At 57.7% G+C, this 12514-nt stretch carries 11 protein-coding genes; 6 read left to right on the top strand and 5 right to left on the bottom strand.

The genetic code is table 11. The features are described 5' to 3' along the window. Nucleotides 1-100 precede the first annotated feature (100 nt). The gene (locus tag GOW16_RS10260; RefSeq protein WP_170414208.1) at nt 101-679 is read left to right on the top strand and encodes a DUF924 family protein; all 579 of its coding nucleotides are present in this window, start codon (nt 101-103) and stop codon (nt 677-679) included. On the opposite strand, the gene GOW16_RS10255 is transcribed toward GOW16_RS10260, so the two are convergent. Further along, complete coding sequence (locus tag GOW16_RS10255; protein WP_170414204.1) at nt 676-1110, bottom strand: hypothetical protein; 435 nt, start codon at nt 1108-1110, stop codon at nt 676-678. The two genes, GOW16_RS10260 and GOW16_RS10255, sit on opposite strands and share 4 nt — an antisense overlap. Before the next feature lie 216 nt (nt 1111-1326). On the opposite strand from GOW16_RS10255, the gene lpdA reads away from it, so the two are divergent. Next, on the top strand, nt 1327-2721 hold the full coding sequence (lpdA, locus tag GOW16_RS10250) for a dihydrolipoyl dehydrogenase (RefSeq protein WP_170414201.1): 1395 nt from the start codon (nt 1327-1329) through the stop codon (nt 2719-2721). Nucleotides 2722-2853: 132 nt separating this feature from the next. Here the strand turns inward: lpdA and GOW16_RS10245 are convergent, their stop codons facing one another. Next, on the bottom strand, nt 2854-4239 hold the full coding sequence (locus tag GOW16_RS10245) for a dipeptidase (protein ID WP_170414198.1): 1386 nt from the start codon (nt 4237-4239) through the stop codon (nt 2854-2856). Nucleotides 4240-4571: 332 nt separating this feature from the next. Here GOW16_RS10245 and hemA point away from each other — a divergent pair, with 332 nt between their 5' ends. The 3 genes from hemA to ispG all read left to right on the top strand — a co-directional run bounded on the left by hemA (nt 4572) and on the right by ispG (nt 8332). Then, nucleotides 4572-5795, top strand: a complete 1224-nt coding sequence (gene hemA / locus GOW16_RS10240; protein ID WP_170414196.1) for a 5-aminolevulinate synthase — start codon at nt 4572-4574, stop codon at nt 5793-5795. 129 nt (nt 5796-5924) lie between these two features. Next, nucleotides 5925-7139 (top strand): helix-turn-helix domain-containing protein, encoded by a 1215-nt coding sequence (locus tag GOW16_RS10235; protein ID WP_170414192.1) that lies wholly within the window; start codon nt 5925-5927, stop codon nt 7137-7139. A gap of 71 nt (nt 7140-7210) precedes the next feature. Beyond that, nucleotides 7211-8332, top strand: coding sequence for a flavodoxin-dependent (E)-4-hydroxy-3-methylbut-2-enyl-diphosphate synthase (gene ispG / locus GOW16_RS10230; RefSeq protein WP_170414189.1), 1122 nt, complete (start codon nt 7211-7213; stop codon nt 8330-8332). A 95-nt stretch (nt 8333-8427) separates the two neighbouring features. On the opposite strand, the gene GOW16_RS10225 is transcribed toward ispG, so the two are convergent. The 3 genes from GOW16_RS10225 to GOW16_RS10215 form a co-directional block, all read right to left on the bottom strand. Beyond that, nucleotides 8428-8961: a CHAP domain-containing protein gene (locus GOW16_RS10225; protein WP_170414186.1), complete on the bottom strand. Its 534-nt coding sequence runs from the start codon at nt 8959-8961 to the stop codon at nt 8428-8430. A 221-nt stretch (nt 8962-9182) separates the two neighbouring features. Then, nucleotides 9183-9941: a DsbA family protein gene (locus GOW16_RS10220; protein WP_170414183.1), complete on the bottom strand. Its 759-nt coding sequence runs from the start codon at nt 9939-9941 to the stop codon at nt 9183-9185. Beyond that, a complete protein-coding gene (locus GOW16_RS10215) occupies nt 9938-11323 on the bottom strand; it encodes a M48 family metalloprotease (protein WP_170414180.1) in 1386 nt (461 codons plus the stop codon). The genes GOW16_RS10220 and GOW16_RS10215 overlap by 4 nt, the downstream gene beginning before the upstream one ends. On the opposite strand from GOW16_RS10215, the gene GOW16_RS10210 reads away from it, so the two are divergent. Further along, the gene (locus GOW16_RS10210) at nt 11322-12485 is read left to right on the top strand and encodes a pyridoxal phosphate-dependent aminotransferase (RefSeq protein WP_170414176.1); all 1164 of its coding nucleotides are present in this window, start codon (nt 11322-11324) and stop codon (nt 12483-12485) included. The two genes, GOW16_RS10215 and GOW16_RS10210, sit on opposite strands and share 2 nt — an antisense overlap. Nucleotides 12486-12514: the final 29 nt, after the last annotated feature.

Genomic DNA, 12514 nt, shown 5'->3' with positions numbered 1-12514 from the left:
TTATGTCGCAAATGTTGCAATAATTTACTGTTACAATTCTGAAAAACACACTTAAATAAAGTTACGTCCCTTGGGGGGGAAACACGACGGAGTTAAGGGCATGGCAAGTCCTGAAGAAGTATTGAGTTTTTGGTTAGATGAAGTTGGTCCCAAGGGTTGGTATCTGCAGGATGACGCATTGGATGCTGAAATCCGCGAAAAGTTCCTGACCACATGGAAGGCTGCGTGTGAGGGCAAGTTCTCCCTTTGGCTGACCTATCCCAGCGGCGCATTGGCGTACATCATCCTGATGGATCAGTTCCCGCGCAATATGTTCCGAGGAAGCGCCGAGGCTTTCGCCTCGGACCGGGCGGCATTGTCAGCGGCGAAATGTGCGGTGGACAAAGGGTGGGATCTGAAGATTGACGAACCGGCCCGCCAGTTCTTCTATCTTCCTTTGATGCATTCGGAAAACCTGTGTGATCAGGAACGCTGTGTGCGCCTGATGTGTCAGAACATGACCGACGGCGACGACGGCAACCTGTTGCACGCACGGGCGCATCGCGAAGTGATCCGCAAGTTCGGCCGGTTCCCGTATCGCAACGATGCCCTCTCGCGTCCAATGACGGAACACGAGGCCGCCTATGTCAGCATGGGCGGATACGGCGCGACAGTGCGTGAGCTGCAAACAGCCGGCTAGGACGCAGGCTCGCACCCTCGGATTGAAATAACCCGGTCGGCTACAAGGTCGGCCGAATTTTCAAGTGTAGTGTTGATGAGCTGTTCCGGGGACTCGGTTAGCTCTGCTATTTTCGTCTGGGCCGCTTGCAGGTTGCTCTCCAGGTCGTCCAGTTTTTCCAACGCTTTAGACAGTTTCTGAGCCGTGGCGCTATCGACCGTTGTTCCGTCAAGTTGAAGCGAGGACAGGTCGCTGCGCAATGCCGTCAATTCGCCGCGTACGCCCTGAACGTCTTCCTTTAAAGGCGCCACGATCTGAACCTTTTCGGCAAACTTGGTGGTGACATCGTCGACCGTCGCCGCCAGCTTCCACCCCAGAAACAGGCAAAGCGCAATCAGGATAAGCGTGGCGTTAAGCAGGGCAAGCAACAGATCTTTGAGCGTTTTGGCCATGGTAAGTCTTTCGAATAACTTGGGTTTCACAATGTTCGGGCAAGCCCGGTGCGTATCTTCTAGCCATTGGTTCACGCGCGGTATAGGCTGAAAACAGCGCGTAACGCGCCGGTTTACCCTGCGTCTCTTTTGTCGCGGGAGCAATATGTTGATGCATTCAGGGAATTAGTTTAATGGTAAACTAATTTCTGAATCGACCTGCGCCGAGAGGGAAACATGGCAGCACAATCTTTTGATCTGATCGTAATTGGCGCCGGTCCTGGTGGATATGTGGCTGCTATCCGTGCCGCACAGCTGGGCCTGAAAACCGCTGTGGTTGAGCGCGAACATTTGGGCGGTATCTGCCTGAACTGGGGCTGTATCCCGACCAAGGCGCTGCTGCGGACCTCCGAGGTTTTTCATCTTATGGAGCGCGCCAAGGATTTCGGTCTGAGCGCTGACAAAGTTGGTTTTGATCTGGATGCGGTCGTGAAACGCTCGCGCGGGGTTGCGGCGCAACTGTCAGGCGGCATTGGCCATTTGCTGAAAAAGAACAAGGTGACCGTTGTGATGGGCGAGGCCACGATCCCTGCCAAAGGCAAGGTCACTGTCAAAACCGACAAGGGTACCGAGGAACTGACGGCCAAGAACATCGTGCTGGCGACCGGCGCGCGCGCTCGGGAGCTGCCGGGACTAGAAGCAGACGGCAATCTGGTCTGGACATACAAGCACGCGCTACAGCCGCCGCGGATGCCGAAAAAGCTGCTGGTCATTGGTTCTGGTGCAATCGGGATCGAATTCGCCAGTTTCTATAACACGTTGGGCGCGGACACGACCGTGGTCGAGGTGATGGACCGCGTGCTACCGGTCGAAGATGCCGAAATCAGCGCGCTGGCCAAGAAAGCCTTTACCAAACAAGGCATGACCATCATGGAAAAGGCGATGGTCAAACAACTGGACCGCGCGAAGGGTAAAGTCACAGCCCATATTGAAGTTAAGGGCAAAGTCGAAAAGCACGACTTTGACACCGTAATCTCGGCCGTGGGGATCGTGGGGAATGTCGAAAACCTCGGGCTCGAGGCCTTGGGCGTCAAAATCGACCGTACACATGTCGTCACGGATGAGTTCTGTCGTACAGGTGTCGATGGCCTTTATGCGATCGGTGACATTGCCGGCGCGCCTTGGCTTGCGCACAAGGCCAGCCACGAGGGTGTCATGGTCGCCGAGTTGATCGCCGGCAAACATACCCATCCGGTGAAACCTGAAAGCATCGCCGGTTGTACCTATTGCCAACCGCAGGTGGCGTCCGTTGGGTATTCAGAGGCGAAGGCCAAGGAACTGGGATACGACATAAAAGTCGGCAGGTTCCCGTTCATCGGCAACGGCAAGGCTATCGCTCTCGGCGAGCCCGAAGGCCTGATCAAAACAGTGTTCGACGCCAAAACCGGAGAGCTTTTGGGTGCGCATATGATTGGCGCTGAAGTCACGGAATTGATTCAGGGGTATGTTGTAGGCCGACAGCTGGAAACCACGGAAGAAGACCTTATGAATACTGTCTTCCCGCACCCGACGCTGTCAGAGATGATGCACGAAAGCGTGCTGGACGCCTACGGACGTGTGATCCACATGTAAGGGAAGGGGGCTCTGCCCCCGCCGCCTTCGGCGACTCCCCCGAGGTACTTTCAGCCAGATGAAGCAGCGGATCCGTGTCTTCATCTGGCCTCAAATACCTCGGAGCGCGAGGCAGGGCCTCGCAAAACGTGTTTAGTTGCGCAAAGCATCCAGAATGCGCGCCCACGAGCGAATACCCTTGTGGAAGCTTTTCACGTCATATTTTTCGTTCGGTGAATGGATCGCGTCGTCGTCGTTGGCATAGCCGACCAGCATCGAATCCAAGCCGAGAACTGTATCGAAATAGCCAACCACCGGGATCGAGCCTCCCATACCGGTAAAGACAGCTTCACGGTCCCATTCATCCGACAGAGCGCCGCGCGCCGCTTCGAATTCCGGGCGGTCGAGGTTCATCACCGATGCTGGCGAGCCTTCAAGGTCGTTGTCCCAGACAACTTTCGCGTCGGAAGAAAGACGTTCTTCGACATGTTTGCGGACCTTATCGCGCAGCGCGTCGGGGTCCATGTCGCCGACAAGACGGCAAGTGATCTTGCAGTGCGCCTCGGACGGGATCACGGTTTTCGAACCTGCGCCGTTGTAGCCGCCCCACAAACCATTCACTTCCAGTGTCGGACGCGCCCATTGCTGTTCTAATGTGGAATAGCCCTTTTCACCATGGGGTTGGGAATAGCCCACCGAATTCAGGTATTCCGCCTCATCAAAGCCGCAGTTTTCCCACTGACGTAGCTGCTCGGCAGGTACTTCGTGGACACCTTCATAAAACCCGTCAACGGCCACGCGCCCGGTTTCGTCGTCATAGAAGGACGCGACGATTTTCGACAGTTCGCGCAACGGGTTCAGCCCGGGGCCGCCGTAGTGCCCGGAATGCAGGTCGATGCGGGGACCGATGATGGTGAACTCATCCTTGAGCATGCCGCGCAGTTGCGACGCGATCGATGGTACGCCGCGAGAAACCATCGAGGTGTCGCAAACCAGCGCCAGATCAGCCTTCAACTCGTCCTTGTTGGCTTCAAGGAACGGCACCAACGAGGGAGAGCCGGATTCTTCTTCGCCCTCGAAGAAGAACGTGATGCGGCAGGGCAGGGATCCGTGAACCGCCTTCCAAGCACGGCAGGCCTCGACAAAGGTCATCAACTGACCCTTGTCATCCGACGAACCACGGCCGCGGATGACCTGTCCGTTTTCGGTATCTTCCAGCGCCGGGTCGAATGGGTCGCGGTTCCAAAGCTCCAGCGGATCAACGGGTTGCACGTCGTAGTGCCCGTAAAACAGAACGTGCGGGCCGCCGCTGTCCTCCCCCACATGGCCAACCACCATCGGGTGACCGGGGGTTTCGCGTTTTTCGGCCGCAATGCCGATGCTTTGCAGATCGGCGACCAACCAGTCGGCGGCCTGATCAACCTGCTCTTTGTAAGCCGGATCGGTCGAAATCGATGGGATGCGCAGAAATTCCATCAAGCGGTCGATGGACGTGGACAGATCGGTGTCGATCCTGCTCAGAACAGCGTCTAGTGACATGAGCCTCTCCTGAATGGCGTGAACTGGTGCGGAACCTATCAGTACCGGCGGTGCCGTCCAGTGCGTATCGACGGGATTTGGGGTATACTATCGGAAACGGGATATGTGACTTTGGAACGCCTGCGTCGTTTCCTCGCGTCTGATGGCCGTAACTTTACTTGTCCCATGGCAAGATCGGGGATAATTGATGCAAATCAATGTCGCGACTCCGACGATGCCACTAGGCAAGGCATTCCAGGGGACGCAAACCGCAGGAACAGCATGCTCTGGTATCTGTGGGAACAAGGGTTCGGCAACCAGAAGGTCAATGCCGGGCACAGAAGGAGAAACCGGTGGACTATACTGCTCAGCTCGATTCAGCGATTGCCAGGCTGCACGAAGAAGGACGTTACCGGACCTTCATTGATATCGAACGCCAGAACGGTCACTTCCCGCATGCTGTGCGCACGCGTCCCGACGGGTCGCAACAGAACATTACCGTGTGGTGTGGCAACGACTACCTGGGTATGGGCCAGAACCCGGTTGTTCTGAATGCGATGCATGATGCTGTTGATGCTGCGGGTGCCGGTTCCGGCGGAACGCGCAACATTTCGGGCACGACCGTGTATCACAAACAGCTTGAGGCTGAGCTGGCCGATCTGCACGGCAAAGAGGCTGCGTTGCTGTTTACCAGTGCGTATATTGCGAATGACGCGACACTTAGCACGTTGCCCAAGTTGTTCCCCGGCCTGATCATTTATTCTGACGCGCTGAACCATGCTTCGATGATCGAAGGTGTGCGCCGCAATGGCGGTTCCAAGCGCATTTTCCGGCACAATGACGTCGCGCATCTGCGTGAATTGCTTGAGGCCGACGATCCGGCCGCCCCTAAGCTTATTGCGTTCGAATCCGTCTATTCGATGGACGGTGATTTCGGCCCGATCGAAGAAATCTGCGACCTGGCCGACGAGTTCGGCGCCCTGACCTATATCGACGAAGTGCACGCGGTTGGTATGTACGGCCCGCGCGGTGGAGGCGTGACCGAGCGTGATCGTCTGGCGCATCGCATCGACATCATCAACGGCACACTGGCAAAAGCCTATGGTGTGATGGGTGGTTATATCGCGGCCAGCGAGAAAATGTGTGACGCCGTACGCTCTTATGCGCCGGGGTTCATCTTTACCACGTCGTTGCCGCCTTCGGTGGCTGCGGGCGCGGCGGCGTCGGTTGCCTACCTCAAGGGGGCGTCTGACCTGCGCGAGCAGCACCAGACTCAGGCCAAAGTGCTCAAGCTGCGACTGAAAGGCATGGGCCTGCCGCTGATCGATCACGGCAGCCACATTGTGCCGGTGATTGTTGGCAACCCGGTCCACACTAAGATCCTCAGCGACAAGTTGCTGGACGATCATGGTATTTACGTTCAACCGATCAATTTCCCGACTGTGCCGCGTGGCACGGAACGTCTGCGCTTTACCCCGTCTCCTGTGCATGGGCCGGGTGAAATGAACCGTTTGATCCACGCGATGGACGAACTTTGGTCACATTGTGCGCTAAATCGCGCCGAACTTGCAGGATAACCTCACGCCAAAGTGTGCAATTTGCTTGTCGCGTGTTAAGCTTTCGCTAACAAAAGAGACGCACGAATCATAATTGGAGCGATTCGTCGTTAGCGTGTAAGACGCACAAGGCAGAATGGGGCAGCAGGGATGATTGGGCGCAGATCACAGCGCGAATCCGAAGACAGCACGGACGTCCGGCCAAAGGGCTTCGACGACTATGAAGTGCGGCTTGGCGACAGGATGCGCGGCGAACGCGCGACAATGGGCAAGTCTCTTCTGGATGTTCAGCGCGAGCTGCGGATCAAAGCCAACTACATCGCTGCCATAGAAGACGCCGATCCCGAGGCGTTCGACACACCCGGCTTCATCGCCGGGTATGTGCGTTCTTACGCCCGCTATCTGGGCATGAACCCCGACGAAACTTTTGCCACCTTCTGCGCTGAAAGCGGATTTGAGGTTGCCCATGGTATGTCGGCCGAGGCGTCGGTTGTTCGCAAGTCTTCGGGCGGATTGCCTGCGCGCGGACCGATGGGGCGCGATCCGTTCATCTCGCCGAACACGCCGTATATCCCGGGCAAGGAATCTCTGGTCAGCCAGATTGAGCCGCGCGCCATCGGGTCGTCTTTGGTTCTGCTCACCGTGATTTGCGGTATTGGCTATGGTGGCTGGGCCGTGCTGAACAAAATCCAACAGGTTCAGGTCAGCCCGGTTGAACAGGCCCCGGTTGTTCTGTCGGATCTTGATCCGCTTGATGCTGCCCGCGCCCCGGTCGAAATCGCCGAGGCACCAGATACCACAGCCCCGACGCCCGAAGCGTTAGATCGCCTTTATCGCCCACAGGCACTGGATGTTCCGGTACTTGTGGCACGAGACGCACCGATTGCGACATTGGACCCGCGCACCGTGGGCACGTTCCGCCCGCCAGAGGCACCCAAGATTGAAGTGGCCGAAGTACATACGGTTGAACGCCCCGCATTGCCTCAGGTGGTCGAGCAGGTTGATACCGCTCTGAAAATCGTGGCCGTTGCGCCATCGTGGATGCGCATTCGTGCCGCAGATGGAAGCGTTCTGTTCGAAGGTACACTGGGTACGGTCGAGCAGGGCAACACATTTGAAATTCCCCTGACCGAAGAACCGCCGCAGCTGCGCGCCGGGGCTTCGGGGTCCGTTTATTTCTCGATGAACGGTGAACATTTCGGACCTGTCGGCGCGCCGGGCACAGTGACCAAAGGTGTCCTGCTGTCCAAGGACGCAGTCGCCGAACGCTATGAGGTTGCCGATCTGGAAGCCGAACAGAATAGCGCCCTAAAACAGTTGGTCGCCGAACTTCAGGCGGTTGAACCGGAAACGCCGGCTGAGTGATCTGGCCATTGCGGTGCGCGGGTAGGCGGACTATTTAAAGACGCAACTCAGTCTGTTTTGGACCCGTCCATATGTCCCTCAATCACGTCCGCCCATGGCGAAACATCTATCGCCGCAAATCCCGTCAGATCATGGTCGGGAATGTTCCGGTCGGGGGCGACGCGCCCATCGCTGTTCAGACGATGACCAACACTCTGACAACGGATGTTGCCGGGACTGTGGCGCAGGTTCAGGCTGCGGCAGAGGCTGGTGCCGATATCGTGCGCGTGTCCGTCCCGGATGAGGCGTCATCAAAGGCGTTGAAAGAGATCGTGCGCGAAAGCCCGGTTCCCATCGTAGCCGACATTCACTTTCACTACCGCAGGGGTATCGAAGCGGCAGAGGCAGGCGCTGCATGCCTGCGGATCAACCCGGGCAATATCGGCGATGAAAAGCGCGTAAAGGAAGTCATCAAGGCGGCACGCGACCACAATTGTTCGATCCGCATCGGCGTGAACGCAGGCAGTCTGGAAAAGCACCTGCTTGAGAAATATGGCGAGCCATGCCCCGAGGCGATGGTCGAAAGCGGGCTGGAACATATTCGCATCCTTCAGGACAACGACTTTCACGAATTCAAGATCAGCGTGAAGGCCAGCGACGTCTTTCTGTCGGCTGCGGCCTATCAGGGCATTGCCGAGGCCACGGACGCGCCAATCCACCTTGGTATCACTGAGGCGGGGGGGCTGGTATCCGGCACCATCAAATCCGCTATCGGTTTGGGCAACCTGCTGTGGATGGGCATCGGAGACACGATCCGTGTCAGCCTCTCTGCCGACCCGGTTGAAGAAGTAAAGGTGGGCTATGAGATCCTGAAATCTCTGGGCTTGCGCCATCGTGGCGTCAACATCATATCCTGCCCGTCCTGCGCGCGGCAGGGTTTTGACGTGATCAAGACGGTCGAGGCGCTGGAGCAGCGGCTGGAACACATCAAAACGCCGATGAGCCTGTCTATCATCGGCTGCGTGGTTAACGGCCCGGGTGAGGCGCTTATGACCGATGTGGGCTTTACCGGCGGTGGGGCGGGATCCGGAATGGTTTATCTGGCAGGCAAGGCCAGCCACAAGATGTCGAACGATCAGATGATCGATCACATCGTTGATGAGGTCGAGAAGAAGGCCGCCGAGTTGGATGCTGCAGCTGAGGCGGCAGAGTAAGCTCGCAAAGACACTAACGCAGATGATCCGAAAAACGCCTCGGTTGCAAAGTGGTCGGTTTGCACGGTCTGAAGCAGACGCAATCGGAAACAGAGTTACTCGATAAAGTTTGGATATATGAACCCGTTTACTGGGTAGAAACTACCATAGCGACCGGGATGAGTTTCGACCCTCACTAACGTCCAATCGTTGTTTTTTGATACGTCCTTAACGCCCATTTTTAACGATACCTTGTTGCGGTGCCAGTTGGCGTGGTTCACGATGACTTCCCTCTCGGTGACAACGTCGGACACGACAGCCACGTGGCCAAGGGGCATTCCCCGGGTTGCCCGAAATGACATCACCGCACCGACAACCGGTTCATTGCCGCGGTCAAAGACATTGCGCGCCTTCCCCCACCAGTCTTTGGCGTTGCCGCGAATTTCAATGCCGCTGAGGTTGCGTGCGTAGGGCACGCACCACACTCTTTGCCCACGGGCTTGTTTCTTTGAGACCTCTTGCAGCGCCATTGCCTGACGTTCCGGATCAAGATCAGTGTCGTTCGGATTCTGAGCGCAGGCAGAGAAAAGAACGAAAAGCGCCAGCGCAATCGCAACGCGGGCGATGCCGGGCAGGCGTGGACAAATCATATCCGTTTTGTTGACGCAGATATCCAAGAAACTTCATTGCCGGTTTGAGTGGTAATGAAGTTCTAAGGCGAACTTGTGGCCTGTGAAAAGAGGGTAAATCGGCCTACAGGCATTTTTTGCCTGTTTTCACAAGAAGCGCATTCAATCCAAGGGCTGTTCGCCTATGCAATCTGCGCCCGACTGGCGATGCGAGCAGAGGGCGGCCCTGCCGCCCTGCCGCATTAACCTTGTTCGGCCCGCACGCCATCAGCGATCTGTTGCATCTGGTCAGCGGGCAGGAAGCCGCGCAGCATTTCTGTGCCCAGAACAAACGAAGGTGTACCCGAGATTTGCATACGTTGCGCCAATGCGCGGGTCCGACTGATTTCTTCAGTAACCTGCTCGCTGTCCATGGCCGCGACGATAGCATCGCTGTCCAAACCCAGGCCGTCCGAAATTCGGCGCAATGAAACCTCAGACGGCTCACCAGTGAATTCCAGCAGTGCGTCATGGACTTGTTTATAGGCATCATCCCCTGCGACATGTTTGGTCGCAACCGCAAAACGCGACGACAGAACCGAGGCGTCGCCCAGGATCGGGAATTCCTTGATCACAAGGCGGATGTTGCCGTCTTCGGCAAGCAGACTTGCGACTTCGGGCACGGCGCGGCGGCAATAGCCGCAGCGGTAATCCATGAACTCGACCAGAGTGATGTCGCCATCGGGGTTGCCGCCAACCCAGCTATAGCCGTCGTTGAACAGCTCGTCCGCGTTGGCCGCGACCAGATCCTTGTCTGCGGCGGCTTCGGCGGCGGCGTTGCGCTGTTCAAGAATGTTGATCGCTTCGATGATCACTTCGGGATTTTCCAGAAGGTATTCGCGCACCTGGACACCGAACTGCTCACGTTCGGCGTCGCTCATGGTGCTCAGGTCAAGGGCCTGCACGGGGCCTGCGATCAGGGAAAGCCCCAGAAGGGCGGGTGCAGCATGTCTGAGGATCATTTCCGGTTCCTTTTCTTTTTCTTCTTCGCTTGTTCCGAGGCAATCAGCACATCCTGTGCCCGTTGCCAACCAGGTGAGCCTTCGGGCAACTGCCCGATGGCGCGTTTTGCATGAATACCTGCATCTGCCAATCGGCCTTGCAGGGCATAGCGTTCTGCGGTCACAGCCGAGGCCATGCCATTGTTCCCGACCTTGGCGTAAGCCATTCCAAGATCCTGCATCAGTCGTGCATTGCGATAGTCCCGTGCGCGCGCCTTTTCAAGGACCTTCAAGGCATCGGCTGTCTGCCCATCGGCCAGCAAAGCGCGCCCGTAACCCGCCAAAAGCAACGAATCATTCGGGGCCATTTCAACCGCCTGCCCATATGCTTTAATAGCGTCAGGCAACCTTCTGTTTTCCAGAAGAATTTGGCCCTTGAGTTCGTAGTAAAACGGATCATCGGGCCGGATTTCCAGCGCGCCTTCAATTGCATCCTTCGCGCGGGCCAGATCACGATTCTGGTGATGAGCGGCGGCCTCGCGCATCAGGCGAATGTCCTGCGCGTCTTCTTCCTTGGACCGGCGCAGGGTCCAACCGGGTGAGCGCAGGAAGGCCGACAGCTTGCCCTTGACCCGCGCAAACCAGTAGTCGGCGTTTGGGTTTGGTGCAGTATTATCGCTGAACTCTCCCACAAAGGCCTCAGCAGCGCGCAGGCGTTCACGGCTGGTAGGATGGGATCGCATATAGGGATCTTGGTTGGCTGTGCTCAGCAATTCTTGACCAGCGAATTTTTGGTGCAGGGCGACCATCCCACTGGGCGAAATCCCCGCCGCACGCAGATAGCTGGCAGAACTGCGGTCGGCCGATGCCTCTTCTGCCCGTGTATGTCCTAGAAAACCTCGCAGGGCCGAGGCGTTTGTTCCAATGGCGATTCCCGCTGCGGCTTCGCCCCCGCCTGCGGCAGCGGCAACAAGGGCCAGCGCCGTGCCCAGCATGGCTTTGCGCTGCGTGGCGCGCAGATTCTCGGCCCGTCGGGCCAGATGGCCATTGGCGATATGGGCTGCCTCATGTGCAATCACGGCCTGCAGCATCTCGGGGCTGTCGACGGTCAGGATCAGTCCGTAATTCAGGTAGATCGCGTTGTAATCAATGACAAAGGCGTTGAAGGTGCGGTCGTTGACGACCAGAATTTTCACCCGATTGGTGTTCAACCCGGCGGCCCGCAGAATGGGAAAGGCCAGTTCGCGCAACCCGTGTTCGATATCTGGGTCGCGGATCAAGCCTTGAGCGCTGGACTGGAATGCGCTGCCCATCCATGTCACTGCAATCAGCAACAGGGCCGGGATTGACGCCAGCCTGGATAAGCGTTCAAAAGCCATGGCTGCAACATGGGAGATGGGCATGAGAAACTCAACCCGATCCGGGGTCGATCCCTTCATCGTGATGGACGTGATGGAGGCTGCGCGCCGCGCCGAAGAGGCTGGACGCCACATCATCCACATGGAGGTTGGTCAGCCGGGGACCGGTGCGCCCAAAGGCGCCGTTCACGCCCTGGCCAGAGAGATGGACCAAGGCCCGCTGGGCTACACTGTGGCTTTGGGTCTGCCTGCACTGCGCCAACGGATCGCGCGGCTTTATGGCGAATGGTATAATGTTGACCTGAACCCCGAACGTGTTGTGGTTACGCCCGGATCGTCCGGAGGGTTCCTGCTGGCCTTCACCGCCCTGTTCGACAGTGGTGATCGCGTGGGGATCGGTGCGCCGGGCTATCCGTCTTACCGGCAGATTCTGAAGGCGTTAAGTCTGGTGCCGGTCGATCTGCCGACCGCTACCGAAAACCGTTTGCAGCCGGTTCCATCCGATTTCGCAGCGCTCGACCTGCAGGGCCTGATGGTTGCATCGCCGGCCAATCCCACCGGCACCATGCTGGATCATTCGGCAATGGGCGCGCTGATTGATGCGGCGCACGGGCAGGGCGCTTCGTTCATTAGCGATGAGATTTATCACGGTCTGGAATACGAGGCCAAAGCCGTCACTGCGCTGGAACTGACGGATGAGTGCTATGTGATCAATTCGTTCTCCAAGTATTTCTCGATGACCGGCTGGCGTGTCGGCTGGATGGTCGTCCCCGAGGATCAAGTGCGCGTGGTTGAACGGATCGCCCAGAACATGTTCATCTGTGCTCCGCACGCCAGCCAAGTAGCCGCGCTTGCCGCGATGGATTGCAACGAGGAATTGCAGACCAATCTGGATGTCTATCGCCGCAACCGCGAATTGATGCTGGAAGGGCTTCCCAAGGCCGGGTTCACCAACATCGCGCCGCCGGATGGGGCATTCTACGTCTACGCTGACGTCTCGGACCTGACGGATGACAGCCGCGCCTTTGCAGCCGAGATCCTGGAAAAGGCCGGGGTGGCTGTCACGCCGGGGCTGGATTTCGACCCGCTGCGTGGTCATGTGACGCTGCGGTTCTCATACGCGCGCTCGACCCCTGACATCGAAGAAGGGCTGCGGCGCTTGCATCGCTTTATGGCTGAACGTGGTGCGATCACGGAACAGGCTTGAGCCGTTCACAACGGGCCTCGGATGCGATA

This window comes from Ruegeria atlantica (assembly GCF_013033965.1).
Lineage (GTDB): Bacteria > Pseudomonadota > Alphaproteobacteria > Rhodobacterales > Rhodobacteraceae > Ruegeria > Ruegeria atlantica_D.
The sequence above is the reverse complement of the archived record's forward strand: the minus strand, read 5'-3'. Positions and strand labels throughout refer to the sequence as shown.